This is a genomic window from Pseudoalteromonas sp. KS88, from assembly GCF_004766475.1.
Classification (GTDB): domain Bacteria; phylum Pseudomonadota; class Gammaproteobacteria; order Enterobacterales; family Alteromonadaceae; genus Pseudoalteromonas.
Window position 1 is genome coordinate 178,023 of record NZ_PYHV01000018.1, and the last position, 24,540, is coordinate 202,562.

The window sequence follows — 24,540 nt, forward strand, 5'->3', positions numbered from 1 at the left end:
TAATTTGTTTAAATTTAATGGGTTATCTTTAAACCTTATATTGCCAATATAAGGTTTAAAATGCTTTTTATACAAAATAATCTGTAGATGTGGTACGGTTTACAAAAATAAAAATACGTAAAGACTATGAATTATCAAATCGGACCTTGGCAATTTATTAGTAATCGCTGTGTGATTACTTCAAATGACTTAGAAAGGGAATTAGATCCACTTTTAGTTAAGTTATTACTGCATTTTATAGGTAAGCCTCAGCAAATCGTTTCCCGTCAAACGCTAGTTGAGAGTGTGTGGCAGCAAAGCTTTGTTGATGATAATGCGATTAACCGAGCCATTTCAGAGTTAAGAAAGCAGCTTGCCCACCCAACTGAAAAAGCACCTCTTTTAAAAACACATTACCGAAAAGGTTATAGTTTAACGGTAATGCCAAAGAACTTAGCGCAAACTAGTGAGATAGAGCAACTAGCAAGTTCGCTTCCTGATACAACGATTATGAATACCGTAAATGAAAATTTTGCTAATACAATTATTTCAAAACCGGTTAAAAATAAGACTATTAAAAAGTTCTGGGTTTATTCAATATTAGTTATCGTATGCCTTTGCTTGTTAGTGTGGTTTGGGTTGTTTTTTATTAACACTCCTTCTGCAGGAAATATTAAACAGATCACGGTTAATAAGGTCGCAAGTACCTGGAATATAGGCAGTGAAGTTCACCCTGAGATATCCTCAGATAAACAATATTTAGCTTATACCAATGTTGAGGCGGAAGGGGATTTTAATCGTGCATTCGTTAAGCGTCTTTCAGATCAACGAGAAGTTGAGCTTACGTACCCAGGGTTTCAAGTATCTGTTTTATCATGGCAGTTAAACCAGCATGCAGTGCTATTACAAGCGACAAACTTAAAACAGCAACAGTGCGAAATGGTACTAGTTGATTTAAGCCAGTTTCCCATTATTGGAGACGTTCAACGTATAAAAAAATGTGACTTAAGGTACACAGGATATGCGCAAGTAGACCAAAGGCGCGAGCATATTTATTATACTGAGTATAAAAATGAACAAGATGGCTCAGGTTTATATAAATTTGATTTAGAGTTACAGAAGGAGTCCATTGTTATTCCGCCACCAGGTGTAATGTATGGTGTAATGATGCCTCGTTTGTCTCATTCTGGTAATAAAATAGCGTATATATTAAGTCAAAAAGGTCAGCCTTTTTCTGTATTTAGTTACGACTTCACTACACGTGAGACTAAACGATTATTTAAAGCGAAGAAAAGAGCCGTTAGTTTTGCTTTTGACTGGCTGTCAAACGACCAAGGTGTAATCGTGTTTGAAGATTCTGATCTTTCAAGCATAGTGTTTGATAAAAATAATATTGTTAAACGGACATTAACGATTACTCCTGCAATTTCACCTTATTACATTGCGGTTCAATCTGCTAATAGTCTGTTTTATTCAGCCAATAAAACACAAGCATACTCATTAATTAAAGCGACCAATCTTTTTAGCGATAACCCTGAATATGAGCCACTTTATAAAAGTGATGAAGATGACTACTACATTGTTGAGGTCATCAATACAGCGGGGCCAGCCCATGTGTTTGTATCTGAGCGCTCTGGTAGTAGCCAATTATGGATTGCTCAAAATGGACTGACCAAACAACTGAGTTTATTTAAATATGATGGCCCATCAACTGACTATAAATTAGGAGGATTAAAAGTATCCCCTAATAAACAGCGTATATTATTAGTAATAAATAAACGCTACGCTTTTTTTGACGTAAATACGCAAAAACTCTATCCGTTAGATGAATTTAACGGGCGTAAAATAGTCAGTTATATTTGGTCAAAAAATAATGAAAGCATTCTTTATGTTGAGCAGATTGACTCAAAAAATACTCTCGCTGAGCTTAATTTACTAACTCGTGACACTCGTGTAATTCAGGATGTGAAGGCTAATAAACTTATTTCAAACAGTGAAGGCAGCGCTTATGCGGTCAGCCACAATCAGTTAATTCGCCTGGCAGATAAGCAAAGCTGGGAGTTACCCACAAATGCTCGAAAAGCGAATGTGTATGGAATTAGTAAAGATTATTTCTATTATTCTGACTCTATTTCTCGAATCGCTAGACTAAATTTACATGATAAAACTGTGCAAAATACACATGTGGATTTTCGACATATTGCTTTTGAAGTGAATGAAAAGAACGAAATTTTATTTACGGGTGCTAAATACAAGGATATGCAAATTATGCAAATCAGTTGGGATGAGTAGGCTATCCCAACTGATTTAGCGCGCTATTTTGTAAAATACGTTGCAAAGAGAGCTGCATTTATTAAAGCTATTGATTAGCTCAATTTGCGTTGCGCTTATTCAACATAGGTTTAAATGCGGGTGATTCACAGGCCTTAACTATAAATTTGTAGCTGTAAGGCATCGTATTGTCAGGTGTTATTTCAACAATCTCATAGTCATTGAGCTCTACCACTTTACTACCTTCGGCTTTTTTACACCTGGAATGAGTATTACCTTCAAAGTTGAAGGCAAACTCAGCGATTAGCCATTTGCTCAATTTAAAATAACCCTTAGCTTCAATTGATGTATTTGCTTCTTTTGTTGGTTTTGAGTCACTCTCTTCTCTGTCTAATTGAGCGATGAATTTAGCATTGATTCCTGAGTTTGTTTTGGGGAGAAGTTTTTGGTTTTTAGTTAATGTCGAAGCTGTTTCAGTGGAACGGTCAGAACCAAGGTTATGAATCTTCTCTATGAGTGCATCAGTACTGATACCTTCAGCTAAAGCAGCTAAATTGATAAATACGAGGATTGTTAAACAAAATCGAACTACTGCGGTTAGCAATGGGGAATAGCTTTGACTGATGAACTTAACTTGCTTAGAACCAAATGGTTTGATTAATAGCAATGCAATGATATAAAAAGGTAAAAGTAATTGTAATAGTAGTAAGGTTATTATCGTAATTAATAGCGCCGAAGGAGGTAAATAAAGTAAAGTGGCAAAGTTGTGAGTATAATTAAAATCTGTAGCGGAAACTAATGTCACTTCATTTACAATACCACTCGCGCTAGCCAGTACGAAGTTAGCGATCGTCGCATAAAAAATAAGAATTAAAGCTTTACCAGCCAAAGAGTGCCAAAGCTTATTAAACTTTGGCCAAAACTCAATGACTAAGGCGGTCATTGTTAACAGCGCACATAGAGACCCAGATTGAAATAAAATTAAGGCTATAAGTGCAGTTAAATAAAGTTTTTGTGCGGTATTAAGCTTAAACCATACTGATTTTATGTGTTTATTTATAGACACATTGTGTGTCTGCACTTGCGCTAAAAGCTTATTTAACCTTTTATTAGTACGCCATTTAGCAATTTTGTAATACCTTAACACCGACTTTCCTTATCATAGTGGTGGGGGCACCCCCCATTTAATTTAGTAGCTGTTTTAAATAATACCCAGTATGTGAACGCTCACACTCAGCGACTTCTTCCGGTGTGCCGGCAATGAGAATCTCACCACCACCCGCGCCGCCTTCAGGGCCTAAATCGACAATCCAGTCAGCGGTCTTAATCACATCAAGATTATGCTCAATCACTACTATGGTATTGCCATGATCACGCAAGCGATGCAGTACAACTAATAACTGTTCTATATCAGCAAAGTGCAAGCCGGTCGTTGGCTCATCAAGAATGTATAAGGTTTTACCGGTATCACGTTTAGAAAGCTCACGGGCAAGTTTAACGCGCTGTGCTTCACCACCAGAGAGCGTTGTAGCGGCTTGACCTAAACGAATATAAGACAGCCCAACATCCATTAATGTTTTTAGTTTACGCGCAATGGCCGGTATTTTGTCAAAGTAGTCGTGCGCATCTTCAACGGTCATCTCAAGTACTTGGTGAATGTTTTTACCTTTATATTGTACTTCTAAGGTTTCACGGTTGTAGCGTTGGCCTTTACATACATCACACGGTACATACACATCTGGTAAAAAGTGCATTTCTACTTTGATAACGCCATCGCCTTGGCAGGCCTCACAGCGACCACCTTTCACGTTAAAGCTGAAACGACCCACTTTGTAACCACGCGAACGCGATTCTTGTGTGCCTGCAAACAATTCACGAATACCCGTAAATATACCGGTATAGGTTGCAGGGTTAGAGCGGGGTGTACGACCGATTGGGCTCTGATCAATATCGATTACTTTATCGAAGTGCTCAAGTCCTTTTATTTCTTTATAAGGCGCGGCTTCTGCCGTTGTTGCACCATTTAACTCGGTATGTGCGAGCTTAAATAATGTGTCGTTGATGAGGGTTGATTTACCAGAACCAGAAACACCAGTGATACACGTCATTAAGCCAAACGGAATGTGTAAATCAACATTTTTAAGGTTGTTACCCGTGGCGCCAAATAGCTCAAGCCATTTATCGTTGGTTGGATGACGTTGAGCAGGAACTTCGATTTTGCGTTTACCCGATAAGAATTGGCCAGTAACCGATTTCTCACTGGCTAAAATATCATCGCGGGTTCCTTCAGCAATAACGTAACCACCATGCACACCGGCACCAGGGCCAATATCGATGATATGATCGGCTGCACGGATCGCATCTTCATCGTGTTCTACTACAATCACTGTATTACCTAAATCGCGTAAATGAATAAGTGTTTGTAAAAGGCGATCATTATCCCGTTGGTGTAAGCCAATAGATGGCTCATCGAGTACATACATAACGCCCACTAAACCAGCGCCAATTTGACTAGCAAGGCGAATACGCTGTGCTTCACCACCGGAGAGTGTATCTGCGCTGCGCTCGAGCGACAGGTAGTTTAATCCAACATTAATTAAAAAAGATAAACGATCACGGATCTCTTTTAAGATTTTCTCTGCTATTTGACCACGCTGACCTGTTAAAGAAAGGTTTTGGAAAAAATCCATGGCTTCACCGATACTCATCGTGGTGATATCAGGTAAATTGGTTTGCCCTATAAAAACGCTGCGCGCTTCTTGACGCAGCCTTGAACCTTTACAGCTTGGACACGCTTGGCTAGTTTGATATTTTGCTAGTTCTTCGCGCACCGAATTTGATTCTGTTTCGCGGTAGCGGCGGTTCATATTATTTAACACGCCTTCAAATTCATGATTACGTGTTATTAAATCCCCTCGGTCATTGCGGTAATTAAACGCAATTTTGGTGCTGCCAGAGCCTTCTAAAATAACTTTTTGATGTTCTTTATTGATATTTTGAAAAGGCACTTCTAAATCAAACTTATAATGCTCAGCAACCGCTTGTAGCATTTGGAAATAGTAGAAACTGCGTTTGTCCCAGCCTTTAATAGCACCACCGGATAAACTTAATTCAGGGTTTTGAATTACTCGATTTGGGTCAAAATACTGTCTTACCCCTAAACCATCACAACTCTGACATGCACCTGCTGGGTTATTAAACGAGAATAATCGAGGTTCAAGTTCGGTCATGGCATAACCACACGTTGGGCATGCAAAATTTGCAGAGAGCAACAATTCTTCGCTATTTGCGTCATCCATTGAAGCGATGATCGCAACACCTGATGAAAGCTCTAATGCAGTTTCGAATGATTCTGCTAAGCGTTGTTGTAAGCCATCTTTCACTTTAAAACGGTCAACAACGACTTCAATGGTGTGTTTTTTGTGTAGTTCTAGAGTAGGAGGATCGGATAAATCACACACTTCACCATCGATACGTGCGCGAATGTAACCCTGGCTAGCTAATTGTTCTAATAATTTAACATGTTCGCCTTTGCGCTCTTTAACTACAGGCGCTAGCAACATGAGTTTGCTGCCTTCTTCAAAGGCTAAAACAGTATCTACCATTTGACTCACTGTTTGTGCAGCAAGCGGTAAATCATGAGTTGGGCAGCGTGGCTCACCTACACGGGCAAACATTAAACGAAGGTAATCGTAGATTTCGGTAATAGTACCTACTGTTGAGCGTGGATTATGTGATGTTGATTTTTGCTCAATCGAGATTGCAGGAGAAAGGCCTTCAATGTGATCAACATCAGGCTTTTCCATTAATGATAAAAATTGTCTAGCGTAAGCAGATAAAGATTCTACATACCGACGTTGCCCTTCTGCATATAACGTATCAAATGCTAAAGACGATTTACCAGAACCGGATAGACCAGTGATAACAATTAACTTATCACGGGGAATGGTTAGGCTGATGTCTTTTAAATTGTGCGTGCGGGCGCCTCGGACTTCAATGTTTTCCATGCTATCTCGTTTCATTACCAAATTTATTTGTTGAGTATCTCATAATACGCGGGAAGATTAATCCTTGATCAATGAAAAATCATCGCTTTGAGGCGATTATTTATTCTTAAGCTTGTGATAGAATCCCCCCTCGAATTCTAATAGACAGCAAGAACACGCGAATCATGACAGCTTCTTCACTCAATTCACGAGAAAAACGTGCCGCAGTTTCCCTAGCGAGCGTGTTTGCTTTTCGTATGCTTGGCCTTTTTATGCTTATGCCAGTATTGGCTATTTATGGCCAGCAGCTTTCAGATTTTTCACCACTATGGATAGGTATAGCTATTGGTGCATACGGACTAACGCAAGCTGTATTACAAATACCTATGGGCTGGTTATCAGACAAAATAGGCCGTAAAAAAGTGATCGTGGGTGGTTTGAGTGTGTTTGCCTTGGGCTCTGTGATCGCAGCAACGGCTGATTCAATGCAAATGGTTACTCTTGGACGTGCCTTACAAGGTATGGGGGCTATTGCCAGTTCTTTATTAGCATTTGCATCTGATTTAAGCCGAGATGAACAACGGCCAAAAGTAATGGCTGTAATTGGCATGAGCATAGGTATGAGCTTTGCGTTTGCTATGTTGTTAGGCCCAATGGTGGCGGCTTCTTGGGGAATTGCAGGCGTATTTTGGCTAACGGCAATATTAGCGGTATTAGGCATATTTATTGTGCTTTTTCTTGTTCCTAAAGCCGTAAGTAAAGCACCCAAAGGAGATACGTTAGCCAGTTTTTCTGACATAAAAAAACTGGTTAAGCATTCACAGCTTGCTCGTTTAGACTTTGGCGTGATGCTCCTGCACTTAACGTTAACAGCTATTTTTGTTGCGCTACCTGGGCAATTAATTGTAAAAGGTTTGGCGGCTGAAGCACATTGGCAAGTCTATATTCCAGTGTTGATTTTAGCATTTTTGCTAATGGCGCCTGTAATGATTATTGCTATTCGTAAAGAAAAAGAAAAACAGGCATTTTTAGGATCTATCATTGTATTGGTATTGAGCATGGTAGCTTTAGCTGCGGGTGTTGATTCAGTTATTGGTATGGCACTATGTATGCTTGCTTACTTCATCGCTTTTAATTTTTTAGAAGCGACAATGCCAGCGCTTGTTTCGCGATTAGCCCCAGCCAATCAAAAAGGTTCTGCCATGGGCGTGTTTTCCTCAGGGCAATTTTTTGGTGCATTTTTAGGTGGTATTTTAGGGGGTTACGTAGCGCAATCAGCAAGCCCGCAAGCAGTGTTTGCCGCAGCCGCACTTGTTGGGTTAATATGGCTTATCCTTGCTTGGCAAATGCAAGTCCCGCCTAGAAGTAAAATGATTAGCTTAATGACAGAATTAAGTTCAGAGCAGCAAGCACAAGCGCTTGCCTCTAAATTGGTTGCTTTACCAGGGGTAATTGAAGCAACGGTTGTATGCGAAGAAAATCGCAGCTACTTAAAGATTAATGATAAAGAATTTGACCTAGACCAAGCCCGTAAAGTGGCTGGTTTGAGCTAACGTAAATAGGAGAAAGGTCCATGGCACGCGGTGTTAATAAAGTAATCTTGGTTGGTAATTTAGGCCAAGATCCAGAAGTACGTTATATGCCTAATGGTAATGGCGTAGCAAACATTACTTTAGCTACTTCAGATAGCTACAAAGATAAAAACACCGGCCAAATGGTCGATAAAACTGAATGGCATCGCGTGGTGTTTTTTGGCAAATTAGCTGAAATCGTGGGTGAATATTGCCGCAAAGGTTCACAAATTTACGTTGAAGGTAAACTTCAAACACGTAAGTGGACCGATCAACAAGGTCAAGAAAAATACACCACAGAGATCGTTGTAGATGGCTTTACTGGTCAAATGCAAATGTTAGGTGCACGTGGTGGTGATCAGCAAGGTGGTGGTTACCAAGGTGGCCAGTCTCAAGGTGGTCAATCACAAGGTGGTTACAACCAGCAGCAAAGCGCACCTCAACAAGGTGGCGGTTATGGTCAGCAACAAAGTGCACCACAACAAGGTGGTGGTTACGGGCAGCAACAAAGTGCGCCACAGCAACAAGCACCAGCAGCGCGCCAGCAACCAGCAGCTGCACCGCAGCAGAATAACCAATATCAATCAGGTGGTGGTTATAACCAGCAACAAAGCAGCAATGCCAATGCACCGCAGCAAGGTGGTTTTGCACCTAAGCCGCAAAACGCACCACAAGGCGGCGCATCAAACCCAATGGAACCACCGATTGACTTTGATGACGATATTCCGTTTTAACCAAAGACAAAAGTAAAAATATAGAAAAGCCCTGTTATTACAGGGTTTTTTTGTCTTTATAGCTATAAAAATGGTTTGATCTAGTAAGAGTTGAAGCTAACTTATCAGTACGTAGGAGTAGCGCAGTTACAATACCTATTTTCGTTTGCTTTATGATAAGCGCCTATTTATGGGGAATAACCACACCACATGGCACTGCCTTGCCTAAATACCAAACAGACTGCTGTAAATTTAACCTTTAAAGGTAAACAGACCCTAATACTGTCGTCATTATCAGTTAGGTAATTATAAATACGTAGGTTTTATAATTTGAGCACCTTGGTTACATTTAAAATAGCCTCCAAGCCTTGTGTTTATGGGGATCTTGAACAACACTTGATCTATTCCTTCATCATTCTGTGCGAACCATGGCAATTAAATTGAAAAATCTACGAGTAAATATGCTCAGTATTTATATTGCTGTTTGCTTAGTGTTTATTTGTGTATTTAACCTCTTATTGGGTGACGTTTTGCATCAGAAGGTGCATGTAGCAGGGGTAAAACTTGCCCAGCAGGTTTATGATTTAAAGCTAGATATGGTTGTAAACAAAGAAGTCATTGGTGCATTAGTAAATGCACATGGTTTTATGCTTGAGCCCGAGGGTAATTCTACGCCGCTCTACTTTTCTGCTTTGATGGGTGAAAAAAGTGACATATTTAATTATAAAAATATTAGTTTGAGGCTTTACCATAGGCCTTATTGGGTTGTTGAAAGCTACATATTTATATTATTTAATTTGGTTATCATTGGTGCAATAATGTGGGGGTATCGCTGGTGGAAGATGCTTTATAAACGTTATGAAAGTAACTTTGCACAAGCAACCAGGGCTTTCTCTCAACGTTTACCAAACAATAGTCGTGTAGGTAGTAACAAAAGTCACGAAGAGGGGGCGAGTAGTGTACCTAAGACAATCAAAGATGATGAAATTGAAAAGTTGTATTACATACAGCAAGGTAATTACCATTTATTCGCACTGTTTTATTGGGGCTACCCTTTTCCAGAGAATATCGACTTAGAAAGCCATTTTAAATTGGTTATTGCTAAAGGGTTTGGTGAACTTCCTAAAGTTTCAGTTAAACTGCTTAAATCAGGTGGGTTGGCGATTACTTTACAGGGTATACCGCAAGCAAAGTTAGACAGCTATACGCATAAGCTGCATCAAGTGATTTATCAGGCTTCATTATCCTACCGTCAAGATTTGTCGCGAAAAAATATTAAATTAGGTGTATGCAATTATAGATTAGGTGCAGATCAATCTGTTGTTTATCAACTTACTAAATCCGCTTTAGAGCAAGCTAAGCAAAGCCCATGGCGGCATACAATGCGGATACCTTTTAGTCATACTCATTTTGAAGTATTAAAAAGTAGCAGCAAAGATTTACCAGAGTACATAGCAAAGAAAAAATTCACTCTATTTTTTCAGCCTCTTTTTGATTTGAATACAGGGGAAATGCTACAACATGAGGCTCTGATAAGAATTAGACATAAATCGTTAGGATTATTATCTGCTAGACAGTTCATTCCTCATTTAAAAACCGATACTTCAATCATGCAGTTGGATATTACGGTTATTGAACATGTGATATCTATCCTAAACAAAGAGCCTTCACAGTTGGTTGTGAGTATTAACTTACATTCACAAAACTGGGTAAACCGACGGTTTTGGAAGCAGTTTGCACAGACTATCAGTACATTTAAAGATGCTCAGAAACTCCAGTTTGAGATTTCAGCTGAGGACTTTAATCAGTTTAAAGCTGAGCTTACACCTGCTTTTGAGCAGATTACCGCGATAAATGCATCAATTGTCATTGATAATATTCTTACCAGTGATGAGTTTGCATCTTTAACGTCGTTTAAGCTACTCAGAGGGTTGAAGCTTGGCTACGAGCTGATGCACAATATTGATAAGCATTTAAAGCAGCAGCGTACTGTTCAAGACATTGTTGCTAAAGGTGAGCAGCTTAATCTTGGTGTTTATGGCGTGGGTGTGGAAACGCAACAAGAACTAAATACGTTAAAAAACCTAGGCGTAAGAGCTGCGCAAGGTTTTTATTTTACGGAACCATTGCAAGAGTTCACTCAAGCAACACTTTACTAAAATTATGTTTATATGAGTTGTCGATATCGTAATCCATCCAATCCTTGGAGGCCGCCAGTGTGGATTGCGACAATTTTACTCCCAGATGCAAAGAAGCCTTGTTCAATTAGCTGCCATAATGCATACATCATTTTCCCTGAGTAAATAGGTTCAAGCGGTAGTAGATGAGCGGTGCGCATTGACTCACAAAACTGCCATAAGTGCTGACTAAACCTTCCGTATCCGCCGTCATGGTAATCACACAGTAGCTGCCAATTAGTTTGGTTGTTTGCTTTTTTGCTCAGTGCTTTTATTTCGTTAATTAAATACTCAGCTTGCTTCAAAACAGCGATACCCATTACATGTGTATTTGGGGAGGCGCCTTCTATCAATCCAGCGAGCGTGCCACCGCTTCCCGTTGGACAAATTATATAATCACTGTGTGGTAATGATTCTGCCAGTTCTTTACAACCTAATAAAGCGGCCTCATTTGTGCCTCCCTCAGGAAGTAAGTAGGCATGTGGAAATCGTGTTTGCAATGCGGTTAAATAATCATGTTTATGGCGTTCGCGGTACTCTAAACGTGTCACTGGGTGTAGTTGCATGCCTGCTTGTTGAGCAAATTGTAAGGTTGGGTTATTTAAATCAAGTTCAGGACCACGAATGATTCCGTGTGTTTTGAAATTAAATTCTTTTCCGGCCGCAGCACAGGCATGGATATGATTTGAGAAGGCCCCTCCAAAAGTCACTAATTCGCTTTTCCCTTGAGTGCGCATACTAATTAAATTGTATTTTAATTTACGCCACTTGTTGCCACTGATCAGCGGGTGCAGAAGATCATCACGCTTTATGTGCAAGGTAAGATTTTGTTTGAGCAATATTGGGCTTGTTATTTGTTGTAGTGGGGACTCGGAAATTGAATACACGGTTTTATCTTTGAATAAAATGATACACAAGGCTAGCAAAATAATTATCTATAAGAAAATGATTCATAACATAAGCATTAAAATGATGATTTTCATTGAATGAAATGGTTATTTACTAGCATGATGGATGGTAATAGTTGTAAACTCAGATAATTTTTGAACAAAGCTTGTGTTTTGCCTTGCAAGTACATAGCATAAGAGTTTAATTATAAAAAATAAATAATGACCAAATAATTGCCGCTTTTTGGGAATGGAATATATGCGAATTGCTCCTTTATCTCTGTTAATTTCAGCAAGTTTGTTTGCATCGTGTGCATTTGCACAAGATACGGCAACCGTTTCTGGAATTGAATCTGAGATCAGTATTAAACAAGCTGAATACGATAACTCTACACAAATACTTGAAAAACACTTAAAAGAAGAAAGTCAGTTACAAAGCCAACTTGATTTATTACGTGCTCGCTCAGCTGAGTTAGACAAAGAGAAAAACCAAGCGCTTGATGCGATGAATGAAATGTATCGTCGTCTGATCGACGATCCTACTATTGATATTAGTACTGCTCAGGCGCGTTACCAGCAAGCCGTTGTTGATCATAAACAAAATAAAGATGACATCGCGATGCAGTTAGCGGCAATTGCATCACATCGTAAAGATATTGAGCAAATTCGTGTAGCTAAACATACTCAGTTAAATACCCTCGAAAGCTTGAAAGAGCAACTAACAACAGCACGTGTTGAACGATTAAGAAATGAGTTTACTCGTGAAGGTACGCTTGAGGTTGATCATACAATTAACTGTAAGCGCACTGAAACGCTGGCTGCCTGTGAACAACGCGGTCAACAAATGGGCTTGCAAAAAGCCACAAAACGCTTCATTGATCAAATTTTTGCCAACCTGACGGAAGAACGTCTAGTTGAACCTAAACGCAATATGGCTGGCGCTCAAGTACAAATTATTAGTAGTCATGTTGTAAATAGCGCATTTAGTGGTCAAGGTAATTATAACGTTAACCTGAGCGTGACTATGCGTGGCGATGTAAACAGTAGCCGTTTATGCAACTTATTGAGTGTTGATAACCGTTATTGCTCAGAGTACGGTACTCCACTAAGCACAGCTTACCAAGCAAGCTACGGAACAGGGTTTTACGATAGTCAGTTAACATTCAGTGATACTCAGGATAATACCGTTTCTGTATCGCGTATGAGCCAACAGCCTGTTAGAGATTACGCTGTAAAGCCAGCAACGAATGCAAACTCGCTTGTTGTTGATAATACGAAGAACAAAATGGTCGAGCTGACATTACGTTCAAATGTGTACGATGACGAAGTGTTTATTGATGGAGTGAGTTTTGGCTCGACACGTCTATCAACGTCGTTACCACGTGGGCTTCATGATATTGAAGTGCGTAAGCAAGGGTATAAACCTTACCGTGTTAGGATTGATTTACGAAAGGCACACACGATAAACGCCAAGTTAGTAAAAAAGCCTGAGTCGATTGCTGCACCGACCTTCACCAGAGAGCAAAGCAATAAATCGATAAATAGCACGTCGAGCGCTGCTGTTGTTGTGATCCCAGCTGGTACGTTCAAAATGGGCGATATTAACGGTAACGGCTTAGCAAACGAGCGCCCGGTGGTCGAAAAAACGATTGAAAACTCTTTTGCTATGCAAAGCAAAGAAGTGACCGTGGGTGAGTACCAAAAGTTTGTATCGAGCACAGGTTATAAAACCGAGGCTGAACTTAATCGTGGCTGCGCTTATTACCTTAATGGTGAACCTGTATGGGAAGTGAGCTTAAATTGGCGTAATCCAGGTTTTGAGCAAGAAAGTAATTTCCCAGCGGTGTGCTTAACTTACAATGATGCTAAAGCTTACGCTGATTGGTTATCGGGTGAGACTGCCCAACAATATCGTTTACCTAGTGAGATTGAGTGGGAATATGCTGCTCGCTCAGGTACAACAACAGAATACCCTTGGGGTAATGAAATTGGTAAAAACCTAGCTAATTGTGGTTGGTGTGGCAGTGAATGGTCAAACCGCAGCGCAGCGCCTGTAGGTTCGTTTTCGCCCAACGCGTTTGGCTTGTACGATACGGTAGGAAATGTATGGGAATGGACTCATAAATCATCGGGTCAATCAGACGTAACAGTGCGTGGCGGCGCATGGAATTTTGCTCCAAGCCTTGCCAGAGCAGCAACACGTTTGATTTTAGCACCTGATTTTCGTGCAAATTACATTGGTTTTCGTTTAGTACGAGAACGATAAATATTCTTGAAAGGAAGCAATGCTTCCTTTTTGCTAATTTACCTAGCTAATGATGCTTTTGATTGCTGAACAAACTCAGCGTGTTAAAGTGACTAATAGCTAATATAAGAACGTTTTTCAAAGGTCATCCAGCCTCATGTTTAAGAAACTCCGTGGTATTTTTTCAAACGATCTATCGATCGACTTGGGTACAGCCAATACCCTTATTTATGTCAAAGATGAAGGCATAGTCCTCAATGAGCCATCTGTTGTCGCTATTCGTCAAGAGCGTGCTGGTGGCCCTAAAAGTGTTGCTTCGGTGGGTACTGAAGCGAAGCAGATGTTAGGCCGAACGCCTGGCAATATTAAAGCTATTCGTCCTATGAAAGATGGTGTAATCGCCGACTTTTATGTGACTGAAAAAATGCTTCAGCACTTTATCAAGCAAGTACATAACAACAACTTTATGCGTCCAAGCCCGCGTGTTTTAATTTGTGTACCATGTGGTGCAACGCAAGTTGAAAAACGTGCAATTCGCGAATCAGCAATGGGTGCAGGTGCCCGTGAGGTTTATTTAATTGAAGAGCCAATGGCAGCAGCGATTGGCGCAGGCTTGCCTGTATCTGAAGCAACCGGTTCTATGGTTGTGGACATCGGTGGTGGTACCACTGAAGTTGCTATTATCTCATTGAATGGTGTGGTTTATTCATCGTCAGTGCGTATTGGTGGTGATAAATTTGATGAAGCAATCATTAATTATGTGCGTCGTAACTTTGGTAGTTTGATTGGTGAGGCGACCGCTGAAAATATTAAGCACCAAATTGGCTCCGCTTTTAAAACGGATGAGCCAGTTGAGATTGAAGTACGCGGCCGTAATTTGGCTGAAGGTGTGCCTCGTTCGTTCACACTTAACTCTCATGAGATTTTAGAAGCATTGCAAGAGCCATTAATGGGTATTGTGAGTGCTGTTATGGTGGCGCTTGAGCAGTCACCACCAGAGCTTGCTTCAGACATCTCTGCTAAGGGCATGGTATTAACAGGTGGCGGTGCATTACTAAAAGATTTAGATCGCTTACTAATGGAAGAAACCGGTATTCCTGTAGTTGTTGCTGATGACCCACTTACATGTGTTGCACGTGGTGGTGGTAAAGCGCTAGAAATGATTGATATGCACGGTGGTGACGTATTTAGTTACGACTAATGAAGTTAATGTTTGGACGTACGATTTCATTGCAACTGCGACTTTTTGTCGCAGTGCTTTTGAGTATCGTGTTGATAGTTGGCGATAAGTATACCGAAGGTAGTACAACGGTACGCACCAGTTTAAATACCCTTGTCAGCCCATTAATTTATCTTGCCAACTTACCTTATGAAGTATTTAGTTTTGGTGCTAAAAGCTTACAAACCCGTGAGCAACTATTAAGCGAAAATGAAGCGCTTAAACAAAAGCAGTTGTTACAAAGTGAGCAGTTACAACAATACCAATTTTTAACGAAAGAAAATCAGAAACTAAGAGCGCTACTAGGCTCTTCAGCTAAGCAAGCCAACAGAAAAATTATCGCTCAAATACTATCGGTGCATTCAAACCCGTATAGCCACCAAGTGGTTATTAACCGAGGCGCAATCGATGGTTTAAGTGAAGGTCAGGCGGTAATTGATGAAATGGGGGTTGTTGGCCAATTAACGAAGGTTGGGTCAACAACGTCTCGTGTGTTGTTGATGACGGACACGACTCATGCTACACCGGTGCGTATTTTACGTAATGAAGTGCGCACTGTGGTTGAAGGTATGGGTAAGATAAATCAAGTTAAATTGTCGCATGTTCCACATAGTTTAGATGTTCGCATAGGTGATGTGTTGGTGACATCAGGATTGGGTGGCACATTTCCTGAGGGTTACCCCGTTGCCATTGTTACAGAAATCAACCGTGATGAAGGCAGTCCTTTTGCTCAAGTATACGCTGAGCCTGTAGCTCAACTAGATCGTATCCGTTTATTGGTTGTTTTATGGCGTCAGCAGCAGGAGATTATTAGCAGTGAATAGCCGTCATAGCTTTTTGATCGGAGTGAGTATTTTCTTTGCTTTGATTATGTCGCTAATGCCTCTGCCTTTTTCATTTGAACCGTTTCGCCCAGATTGGGTGTTGTTGGTTTTAATGTATTGGTCATTAGCGGTTCCTCATCGATTAAATATTGGTACTGCCTGGGTTGTTGGTTTATTGATTGATTTAGCGTCGGGTTCGCCGTTGGGTGTCAATTCACTCACCTTTTCTATTTGTATTTTTGTTACAGCTAGTAACTTTCAAAAAATTCGCAATTTTTCCATTTGGCAACAAGCTATTTTAGTGGGTTTATTCTTAATGTTTTACCATCTCATGCAATTTTGGCTAAATCATTTTTTAATGGACGTTTATTTTAACCCGCAGTATTTATGGCCCGTCGTTACAGGCATGCTAAGTTGGCCATGGATTTTCTTATTATTACGCAAGTATCGTCGCCATTTCAGGATTAGATAATGCAAAGTGCAATTTATTTAGCGTCGGCTTCTCCGCGACGCAAAGAGCTGCTAACGCAGCTTGGTTATGAGTTTTCACAATTTAGTGTAGATGCAGATGAAAGCCAATTAGCTGACGAGTCTGCTGTTGACTATGTTGAGCGTTTAGCATGTCTTAAAGCGCAAACAGGTGTTGCGATGGGTTATACTGATCGCCCTGTTCTTGGCAGTGATACAGTTGTCGTTATTGATGGGCAAGCGCTTGGAAAACCAACTGATAAAGCTGATTTCATAACAACGATGCAGCGCCTATCTAATCGAACACACCAGGTGTTAACGGCCATTGCATTTGCCACTCCAAACGATGTTATAAGCCAAGTAATTCAAACCGAAGTCACTTTTAAATCATTAAGTAACGATGAGCTAGAAAGTTATTGGCAAAGTGGCGAGCCAAAGGATAAAGCCGGCGGGTATGGAATTCAGGGGCTAGGAGGACGGTTTGTAACACATATTTCAGGTAGCTATTTTGCCGTAGTGGGCTTACCTTTATATGAGTGCGATAGATTATTAAGTGAATTTTTAAGTAGGTAACATGAGTATAGAATTACTAATTAACGTCACCCCAAGTGAAAGTCGTGTTGCCCTCATCGAGAACGGCGTCCTGCAAGAAATTCAGCTCGAGCGTATAGGTAATTTGGGCATTGTTGGCAATATTTATCTTGGCAAAATAAGTCGTGTACTTCCTGGTATGCAAGCTGCATTTGTAGATATAGGCCTTGAAAAAGCGGCTTTTTTACATGCTTCAGATATTGTTAATAGCGCTTCAATCATTGAAGGTGTGGATGAGCAGCCAGTTAAAAAAGTCCAAGATATTCGCGAATTAGTACGCCAAGGACAATATATTATGGTGCAAGTGGTTAAAGACCCCCTAGGAACAAAAGGTGCACGCTTAACCACCGATATCACCATTCCATCTCGCTATTTAGTCTTTATGCCTGATGCAACCCATGTTGGGGTGAGCCAGCGCATTGAAACAGAAGAAGAACGCAGTCGTTTGAAACATATTGTTGCAGACTATTCAGATGAAAATGGCAGCTTTATTGTGCGTACAGCCGCTGAAGGTGCCAGTGAGGCTGAGTTACGCCATGATGCAGCATTTTTAAAAAAGCTGTGGGAAAAAATAGTCACTAAACGCAAAAAAACCAGCAAAGAAAGTATTCTGCACGAAGATTTAACGTTAGCATTTCGTACGCTAAGAGATTACGTTGGCGAAGACATGGAGCGTATTCGGGTTGATTCTAAATTGACATACCATGAGCTTAAAGCATTCACAGAAGAGTTTGTGCCTATTCTTGCGGGCGCGCTTGAATACTACCCTGGTGAGCGACCCATCTTTGACTTGTTTGATGTTGAAAATGAAATTCAAAAAGCCTTACATAGAAAGGTTGAGCTCAAGTCAGGTGGTTATTTAATTATTGACCAAACAGAAGCAATGACGACTGTCGACGTTAACACCGGCGCATTTGTTGGCCACCGTAACCTTGAAGAAACTATTTTTAATACTAATGTTGAAGCAACATCAGCTATTGCGCGTCAGCTTAGGTTACGAAACTTAGGTGGCATAATTATTATCGATTTCATCGATATGATCAGTGAAGAGCATAAGCGCAGAGTGTTACATTCACTTGAATCTGCGCTTGGCAAAGATCGCGCTAAATCAAATATAAATGGCTTATCGGCTCTGGGTTTAGTTGAAATGACTCGTAAGCGAACCCGCGAAAGCTTAGAGCATATACTATGTGATGTATGTCCTGCCTGTTCAGGACGTGGCTCGCAAAAAACAGTTGAAACGGTGTGTTACGAGATCCTACGAGAAATCGTACGTGTAAACCGTGCTTATGCAGCCGATAAATTTATGGTTTATGCTGCTCCAGCGGTAAGTGAAGCCTTGATAAACGATGAATATCATAACCTTGCTGAGCTTGAGTTATTTATTGGTAAGCAAGTGAGTATTCAAACTGAGAGTCTTTACAGTCAAGAGCAGTTCGATGTGGTTATGATGTAATGAAAGCAAAAACGGTTTGTTTTTATTGTATTAGAAAGTTATGGCAAGTATTTGCTGTAACGCTAGTACTGTTGGCCGTTATTGTATCTGTTTTAAAATATACGCTTCCTTATGCGAATGATTATAAAGGTGACTTAGAAGGTTATCTTTATGAAAAGTTTGCAGTTAACTTATCTATCGGTGCTATTTCAGCAAGTTGGCAGGGCAAAGGTCCTGCCATCGTAATGGAAGAGATATCTTTTGAGGATAACACCACTTCACCCATAGCGCTGACAATAGCGAAAGCCAGCCTAGAGCTTAACCTGTGGGAAAGCATTAAAACGCAGCAATTAAAGTCTAATTATTTTGTGATCAATGGCTTTCATGCCAATGTAAATCTCCCTTCGCTGCTTGATTCAGGTGAAGGCGAGGTAGCGTTTGAGCAAAAGGAACTCATTGAGGGCTTGTTTTTAGGTGATACGGGCCATTTTGCTGTAGAAAACAGTAGTCTCAACTTTTTGATGGGCGATGGTAAAGAACGTCGTTTAATTTTAGAAAATATAGTGTGGCAAAACAAACCGAAGCAACATAGTGGTAGCGGTACCTTAGCACTACCAGGTATTTCTGTAGGCACCTTTGATGCCCGCATTGCACTGACAGGTAAAACGTTAGAAGCAATGGCTGGCGATATTTACGTCCAAGCAAGTCAGGTTGATATTTCCAAATGGGTTGCGCAATACAGCAATAAAGACAAACATGAATTGAAGTCAAACCTTAATCTAGAATCTTGGATGAGTATTGAAAAAGGCTTAATCACGGATGTTAAAGTTAAATGGTTACCTAGTTTTATAAACTGGCAGCAAGGCAATGAAGCAAAGCCTCATCAGTTAAGCATTAGCGAAGGCGGCTTTCATTTATTTCCGTGGCAACAAGGCTGGCGTTTAAAAAGTACGGGATTAGCTGTGAACAGTTTGCAGCATAGTTGGCCTAACGTGAAGTTTGAGGCACAGCTTGGCAAACAAAAGCATTTTTGGTTACAAGAGTTTGACCTCGATTTAGCCACTAAATTAGCTCAGCTAAGTAACTTTTCAGTGTTAGATCCATTAATCACTCGCCAGCCAAGTGGTGTGATAGATAAAGCCTATGCATCCTTTAACTCATCAGCAGATTGGCAGCTTTGGTTTGCAGCAGAGAATATCGGCTGGCTTGCCAATCAGGGAATACCTGGAGCGAATGAACTGCGTATCGAAGGGAACTTAAACCAATCGCGTGGACGGGTTAGTTTATTTGGTGAAAACAATGTGTTGTTAACGCAAGACACATTTTCTCAACCCATTAAATACTCGCAGCTCAATGTGGAAATTGATGCATTGCACACGCCTCAAGGCTGGCAGATAAGCAGTGATAATATATGGCTAGATAATAAAGAGCTTACGCTAGCAGCAGAAATGAAGGTCAGCGTGGGCGAACAGCCTAGACTGGATTTGTACGCAGAGGTTTATGCACCGGATGCAAGTATTGCAGGGCATTACTTTCCATTACCAGTAATGAGTGAAAACCTAGTTAGTTATTTAAATGGAGCAATAAAACAAGGTGAATTAACTCAAGCACAAGTATTGTTTTCAGGACCGTTGTCGGGTTTTCCATTTACAGACAATTCAGGGCAATTTGAAGTGATGGCGCAAGTTGATAATGCGACGTACCAATTTGCGCCGGACTGGCCTGAAGTAACGCAAGCCAGTGCGCAATTACACTTTGAAAATGAGCGGATGGATATCTACACTCAACAAGGTCAGTTAATCAATTTGGCCGTAGATGATGGCGTACATGTAAGTATTGCTGACTTAATGAATGCTGATACCTTATCCGTTAAGATTAAAAAGCGTGCTGATGCACAGTCTTTATTACCTTTTTTCAGCGCGACTCCGCTTAAGCAACCTCTGGCGAATGTATTTTCAGTGATTCAAGGACAAGGCAGTGCAAATGCTGATATAGAATTGACTGTTGATTTAAATGAATTGAATGTTAATGCCAAAGGCGTTGTTTCACTAAAGGGTATGCCAATTTATTTGTCTCAGCCAGGTTTACAATTATCAGGTGTTAATGGGAGGCTGTACTTTAATGATGATCATGTTGCTTTAAAAAGCGCAACGGCAAACTGGCTCGGCATGCCCATTAAATTTGATTTTGATGGCAAAAACATCGGTGAAACCTACCGTGGTGAAATTAATATCGTTGCACAGGTTAATACAGACACTTTAATCGCAGAAGCGCAGGGCTTGTTTCAGGATTACTTAAAGGGTGAAAGCGACCTTGCGATTGATGTCACATTAAACTTTTTACCTTCGGGGTTCAATTACCTCGCTGAGGTAAATTCACAGCTTATAGGGCTGAAAAGTGAATTACCTGCACCCTATACTAAAAATGCTGATCAACCATGGGAACTTAAGGCGCAGGTTCAGGGTGATGATATATCTAATTTGATTACTGCAAATATAAATGATCAGATTTACTTTAATGCTATTTTAGCAAATGCCAGCGCTAAAATGACGAATGCACACCTAATTTTGGGGTCGCAGGACTTAGGGTTGAATAGAGAAGATTTCACTGTTTCTATAAATTTAGAGGAAACCCCATTATTGTCTTGGGTTACGCTGATTGATCAAATTATTACTGTAAGCCAAGTTGAAACACAAAGTGAAGGTGTGCTTCCTCCATTGAAAGAAGTGGTGGGGCAAATAAATCGTTTAACCGTTGCTGATATTGTTTTTAATGATTTTGAAATGCGGTTAAAACCTAAATCAAATGAGCTCAACTTAAGGCTGAATGCAAAAGAGCTACGCTCACAAATTAGTATTCCTATTAATCAAACTAGTCGTCCTATTCAAGTGACCAGTGATTACTTACGGTTAAACTTTCTTTCTAAACCTGATGAAGAGCCTGTGGAACAAGAGAATGCGGCATCAGTTGAAGATTTAGCCTGGTTAAATAATATCCCTGCGATTGAGTTTAACTGTTTAGATTGTAAAGTAGATAGCTATCAACTGGATAATGTAAGTGCGTCCTTATTTGGCGATGGTACACAGTTACTGATCCCTGAGCTTGTCGTTGATAAAGGGGAGCATATTCTGCGTGCTAAAGGGCAGTGGAAAAATGGTCAAACACGCCTTAATGGCAATATGCAAAGTGATGACATAGGTGAACTGTTTGATGAGTTTGATATTACCACCACGGTGAAGGACTCTGATGCTGACATTACTTTTGATTTAGCATGGCAAGGCGCACCATACCAATTTGATATACCCACATTATCGGGTGATTTAGCATGGAACTTAGAAGATGGACACCTTGCCGAAATAAGTGATGGCGGAGCGCGGGTTTTTTCATTGCTGAGCCTAGATTCACTCGTGCGCAAGTTAAAACTTGATTTTAGAGACGTATTCTCCAAAGGCTTCTTTTACAATAGCTTTCAAGGCAGCATGCAATTAGATAAAGGTGTTGCCTATACTCAAGATACCAAAATGGATGGGGTGCCAGCGGATTTGACGATTAAAGGGCACACGAACTTAAACACCATGGAAATCAATTATGACTTGGCTGTTGCGCCGCAAGTAACATCAAGTATCCCGGTCATTGTTGCATGGATGGTAAACCCAGTAACGGGTTTGGCAGCGTTGGCTATTGATAAAGTGATTCACTCTGCGCGTGTAATATCTGAGATCAACTTTAAAGTAACGGGCAGTATGAGCGACCCTGTTGTACAAGAGGTCGATAGAAAAAGTCGGGAGGTTGAGCTTCCTCAAGCGGCTCAAAATCAGCCTGAAGATGGCTCTCAGGTGCGTGAATTAAAGCTCAAAGATGCAGCGGTAACGGCAACACAATGAGTTATACATCGCCTTCATCGGGTCATATCATTGCGCTACAGATGTGTTCCGGCATCAATGCTCAAGAAAACCTTGCTCAGTTAGAGCAGCAGCTGTGTAGCTTACCCAGCACTCGCCCGTTATTAGTGTGTTTGCCCGAAAGTTTTTTAGTGTTTGCCAAGTCGGGTGCAGATACTCTCGCCGTAGCTCAAAAAAGTGATAAATATCAGGCACAATTAAGCCAGCTTTGTTGTAAATATGATATTTGGCTAGCGGCAGGCACACTGCCTATCGCCACTGACAACAATAAATACTATGCTGCGTCACTTCTATTTAATAGTCTAGGCGATGTAGTTGCACGCTACAATAAAATTCACTTATTTGATGTGGATGTAGCAGATGGCACCGGCGCTTATCGCGAATCAAACTTTACGCAAGCAGGTAATGACGTGGTGGTGGTTGATTCCCCTTTTGGTAAAATAGGCCTCACAGTATGCTATGATCTACGCTTTAGTGGCTTATTTAGTGCATTACAACGTGCTGGAGCAGAAGTTATTTTAGTGCCCAGTGCGTTCACTACAGTGACAGGCGCAGCGCATTGGCAACCACTTTTAACAGCGCGAGCGATAGAAACACAAAGTTACGTGATTGCTGCAGCACAAGTAGGTCAACATGAAAATGGTCGAGCGACATATGGCCATAGTTTAATTATTTCTCCTTGGGGCAATATCCTCAGTGAGCTAAAAAATGGTGTTGGGTTTATTGGTTGCCAACCAGACTTATCCCAACTACATGCCATTAGACGAGATATGCCAGTGCAATCTCACCAACGATTTAGAGAGCATTTATTATGAACACGGTTGAACAGCATTTATTACACGACAGCCAGCTAAATCGAGAAGAACTCGAAAAAACGCTTAGCTTTATTCATCAACACAATGTTGATTACGCAGATCTCTACTTTCAATCAAGCCACCATGAATCTTGGGTACTAGAGGATGGTTTGGTAAAAGAAGGCTCTTACAATGTAGAGCGTGGGGTTGGCGTACGCGCGGTGAGCGGTGAAAAAACCGGTTTTTCATACTCAGATGCTATTAATCTTGAAGCGCTTAATAAAGCAGCCACAGCTGCACGAAGTATTGCTGATGCTGGTGAAAACAAAGCCGTTCAAGTGTTTAGTGATACTGCAGCAAAACAACAGTATGCGCCACATCAACCTATTCAAAGCATGAGCGATAACGATAAAGTCAGCTTATTGCGCGAACTTGAAAATTACATCCGCGAATTAGCCCCCGATGCCGAGCAGGTGATTAGCTCTATGTCGGCGGTATACGAAGAAGTATTAATTGCTGCCAGTGATGGCACCTTTGCCACCGATATTCGCCCGCTGATCCGTTTAAACTGTTCTGTATTGCTAGAGAAAAATGGCCGCCGTGAACGTGGTGGTGCTGGTGGCGGTGCGCGTTTAGATTATGGTTACTTTAAAGAGCTAGAAGATGGCAAACCGCGCTGGATGGGCTTTGCAGAAGAGGCAGTGCGTCAAGCTAAGGTAAACTTAGAAGCCATCGATGCGCCAGCTGGCACAATGGAAGTGGTACTTGGCGCAGGTTGGCCCGGTGTTCTACTTCATGAAGCGGTAGGTCATGGACTAGAAGGCGATTTTAATCGCAAAGGTGCATCAGCATTTAGTGGGAAAGTTGGTGAAAAAGTCGCGTCTGAGCTATGTACTGTGGTTGATGATGGCACTATTGCTGATCGCCGTGGTTCATTGAACGTTGATGATGAAGGCACACCAGCTGCTTACAATGTGCTTATTGAAAACGGTATTCTAAAAGGCTATATGCAAGATAAAATGAACGCGCGTTTGATGGGGGTAAACCCAACAGGTAACGCACGTCGTGAGTCATACGCGCATTTACCAATGCCACGTATGACCAACACCTATATGTTAGGTGGAGAGCACAGCCAAGCCGATATTATCAGTTCAGTTAAAAAAGGCGTGTTTGCCCCTAATTTTGGTGGCGGCCAAGTGGATATCACCTCAGGTAAGTTTGTGTTTAGTGCCTCAGAAGCTTACTTAATTGAAAATGGTAAAATTACTCAGCCAATTAAAGGGGCAACATTAATTGGTAATGGCCCTGAGGTTATGCAACAAATCTCTATGGTAGGTAATGATTTAGCGCTTGATAAAGGCATCGGTGTTTGTGGTAAAGACGGTCAAAGTGTACCAGTAGGCGTTGGCCAGCCAAGCCTGAAAATTGATCAGTTAACGGTAGGTGGCACGGCTTAATTTTTATAACTGCCAAACGTT

The 24,540-nt window shown here is 40.9% G+C and carries 16 protein-coding genes; 13 read left to right on the forward strand and 3 right to left on the reverse strand.

What is annotated here, in order from left to right; all coding sequences use genetic code 11:
• Positions 1 to 126 precede the first annotated feature (126 nt).
• A complete protein-coding gene (locus tag C7Y70_RS11995; RefSeq protein ID WP_135475079.1) occupies positions 127 to 2,271 on the forward strand; it encodes a winged helix family transcriptional regulator in 2,145 nt (714 codons plus the stop codon).
• Positions 2,272 to 2,350: 79 nt separating this feature from the next.
• Here the strand turns inward: C7Y70_RS11995 and C7Y70_RS12000 are convergent, their stop codons facing one another.
• Complete coding sequence (locus C7Y70_RS12000; RefSeq protein ID WP_135475080.1) at positions 2,351 to 3,397, reverse strand: hypothetical protein; 1,047 nt, start codon at positions 3,395 to 3,397, stop codon at positions 2,351 to 2,353.
• A 37-nt stretch (positions 3,398 to 3,434) separates the two neighbouring features.
• Positions 3,435 to 6,257 (reverse strand): excinuclease ABC subunit UvrA, encoded by a 2,823-nt coding sequence (gene uvrA, locus C7Y70_RS12005; protein ID WP_135475081.1) that lies wholly within the window; start codon positions 6,255 to 6,257, stop codon positions 3,435 to 3,437.
• A gap of 164 nt (positions 6,258 to 6,421) precedes the next feature.
• Here uvrA and C7Y70_RS12010 point away from each other — a divergent pair, with 164 nt between their 5' ends.
• The 3 genes from C7Y70_RS12010 (at position 6,422) to C7Y70_RS12020 (ending at position 10,679) form a co-directional block, all read left to right on the forward strand.
• Positions 6,422 to 7,789, forward strand: coding sequence for an MFS transporter (locus C7Y70_RS12010; RefSeq protein ID WP_135475082.1), 1,368 nt, complete (start codon positions 6,422 to 6,424; stop codon positions 7,787 to 7,789).
• A gap of 20 nt (positions 7,790 to 7,809) precedes the next feature.
• A complete protein-coding gene (ssb, locus tag C7Y70_RS12015) occupies positions 7,810 to 8,541 on the forward strand; it encodes a single-stranded DNA-binding protein (RefSeq protein WP_135475083.1) in 732 nt (243 codons plus the stop codon).
• Positions 8,542 to 8,960: 419 nt separating this feature from the next.
• On the forward strand, positions 8,961 to 10,679 hold the full coding sequence (locus C7Y70_RS12020) for an EAL domain-containing protein (protein WP_167850813.1): 1,719 nt from the start codon (positions 8,961 to 8,963) through the stop codon (positions 10,677 to 10,679).
• An 8-nt stretch (positions 10,680 to 10,687) separates the two neighbouring features.
• Here the strand turns inward: C7Y70_RS12020 and C7Y70_RS12025 are convergent, their stop codons facing one another.
• Positions 10,688 to 11,584: a pyridoxal-phosphate dependent enzyme gene (locus C7Y70_RS12025; RefSeq protein ID WP_135475085.1), complete on the reverse strand. Its 897-nt coding sequence runs from the start codon at positions 11,582 to 11,584 to the stop codon at positions 10,688 to 10,690.
• Between the two features lie 259 nt (positions 11,585 to 11,843).
• Between C7Y70_RS12025 and C7Y70_RS12030 the strand changes: the two genes are divergently transcribed.
• The 9 genes from C7Y70_RS12030 (at position 11,844) to tldD (ending at position 24,519) form a co-directional block, all read left to right on the forward strand.
• A complete protein-coding gene (locus C7Y70_RS12030) occupies positions 11,844 to 13,850 on the forward strand; it encodes an SUMF1/EgtB/PvdO family nonheme iron enzyme (RefSeq protein ID WP_099295343.1) in 2,007 nt (668 codons plus the stop codon).
• 136 nt (positions 13,851 to 13,986) lie between these two features.
• On the forward strand, positions 13,987 to 15,030 hold the full coding sequence (locus tag C7Y70_RS12035) for a rod shape-determining protein (protein WP_058560919.1): 1,044 nt from the start codon (positions 13,987 to 13,989) through the stop codon (positions 15,028 to 15,030).
• Positions 15,030 to 15,872 (forward strand): rod shape-determining protein MreC, encoded by an 843-nt coding sequence (gene mreC / locus C7Y70_RS12040; RefSeq protein WP_180270406.1) that lies wholly within the window; start codon positions 15,030 to 15,032, stop codon positions 15,870 to 15,872. The genes C7Y70_RS12035 and mreC overlap by 1 nt, the downstream gene beginning before the upstream one ends.
• The gene (mreD, locus tag C7Y70_RS12045; protein WP_099295342.1) at positions 15,865 to 16,344 is read left to right on the forward strand and encodes a rod shape-determining protein MreD; all 480 of its coding nucleotides are present in this window, start codon (positions 15,865 to 15,867) and stop codon (positions 16,342 to 16,344) included. Before mreC ends, mreD begins: the two co-directional genes overlap by 8 nt.
• Positions 16,344 to 16,913 carry a nucleoside triphosphate pyrophosphatase gene (locus C7Y70_RS12050; protein WP_135475086.1) on the forward strand — a complete coding sequence of 190 codons (570 nt, stop codon included), beginning with the start codon at positions 16,344 to 16,346 and terminating at the stop codon, positions 16,911 to 16,913. Before mreD ends, C7Y70_RS12050 begins: the two co-directional genes overlap by 1 nt.
• A gap of 1 nt (position 16,914) precedes the next feature.
• Positions 16,915 to 18,387, forward strand: coding sequence for a ribonuclease G (rng, locus tag C7Y70_RS12055; RefSeq protein WP_099295340.1), 1,473 nt, complete (start codon positions 16,915 to 16,917; stop codon positions 18,385 to 18,387).
• Positions 18,387 to 22,250, forward strand: coding sequence for a YhdP family protein (locus C7Y70_RS12060; protein WP_135475087.1), 3,864 nt, complete (start codon positions 18,387 to 18,389; stop codon positions 22,248 to 22,250). The genes rng and C7Y70_RS12060 overlap by 1 nt, the downstream gene beginning before the upstream one ends.
• Positions 22,247 to 23,083, forward strand: coding sequence for a carbon-nitrogen hydrolase family protein (locus tag C7Y70_RS12065; RefSeq protein WP_135475088.1), 837 nt, complete (start codon positions 22,247 to 22,249; stop codon positions 23,081 to 23,083). Before C7Y70_RS12060 ends, C7Y70_RS12065 begins: the two co-directional genes overlap by 4 nt.
• Positions 23,080 to 24,519, forward strand: coding sequence for a metalloprotease TldD (gene tldD / locus C7Y70_RS12070; protein ID WP_135475089.1), 1,440 nt, complete (start codon positions 23,080 to 23,082; stop codon positions 24,517 to 24,519). Before C7Y70_RS12065 ends, tldD begins: the two co-directional genes overlap by 4 nt.
• Positions 24,520 to 24,540 lie beyond the last annotated feature (21 nt).

Coding starts and splice junctions, on each gene's coding strand:
- C7Y70_RS11995 (WP_135475079.1), top strand. CDS start 127: ATGAATTATCAAATCGGACCTTGGCAATTTATTAGTAATCGCTGTGTG.
- uvrA (WP_135475081.1), bottom strand. CDS start 6,257: ATGGAAAACATTGAAGTCCGAGGCGCCCGCACGCACAATTTAAAAGAC.
- C7Y70_RS12010 (WP_135475082.1), top strand. CDS start 6,422: ATGACAGCTTCTTCACTCAATTCACGAGAAAAACGTGCCGCAGTTTCC.
- ssb (WP_135475083.1), top strand. CDS start 7,810: ATGGCACGCGGTGTTAATAAAGTAATCTTGGTTGGTAATTTAGGCCAA.
- C7Y70_RS12030 (WP_099295343.1), top strand. CDS start 11,844: ATGCGAATTGCTCCTTTATCTCTGTTAATTTCAGCAAGTTTGTTTGCA.
- C7Y70_RS12035 (WP_058560919.1), top strand. CDS start 13,987: ATGTTTAAGAAACTCCGTGGTATTTTTTCAAACGATCTATCGATCGAC.
- mreC (WP_180270406.1), top strand. CDS start 15,030: ATGAAGTTAATGTTTGGACGTACGATTTCATTGCAACTGCGACTTTTT.
- C7Y70_RS12050 (WP_135475086.1), top strand. CDS start 16,344: ATGCAAAGTGCAATTTATTTAGCGTCGGCTTCTCCGCGACGCAAAGAG.
- rng (WP_099295340.1), top strand. CDS start 16,915: ATGAGTATAGAATTACTAATTAACGTCACCCCAAGTGAAAGTCGTGTT.
- C7Y70_RS12060 (WP_135475087.1), top strand. CDS start 18,387: ATGAAAGCAAAAACGGTTTGTTTTTATTGTATTAGAAAGTTATGGCAA.
- C7Y70_RS12065 (WP_135475088.1), top strand. CDS start 22,247: ATGAGTTATACATCGCCTTCATCGGGTCATATCATTGCGCTACAGATG.
- tldD (WP_135475089.1), top strand. CDS start 23,080: ATGAACACGGTTGAACAGCATTTATTACACGACAGCCAGCTAAATCGA.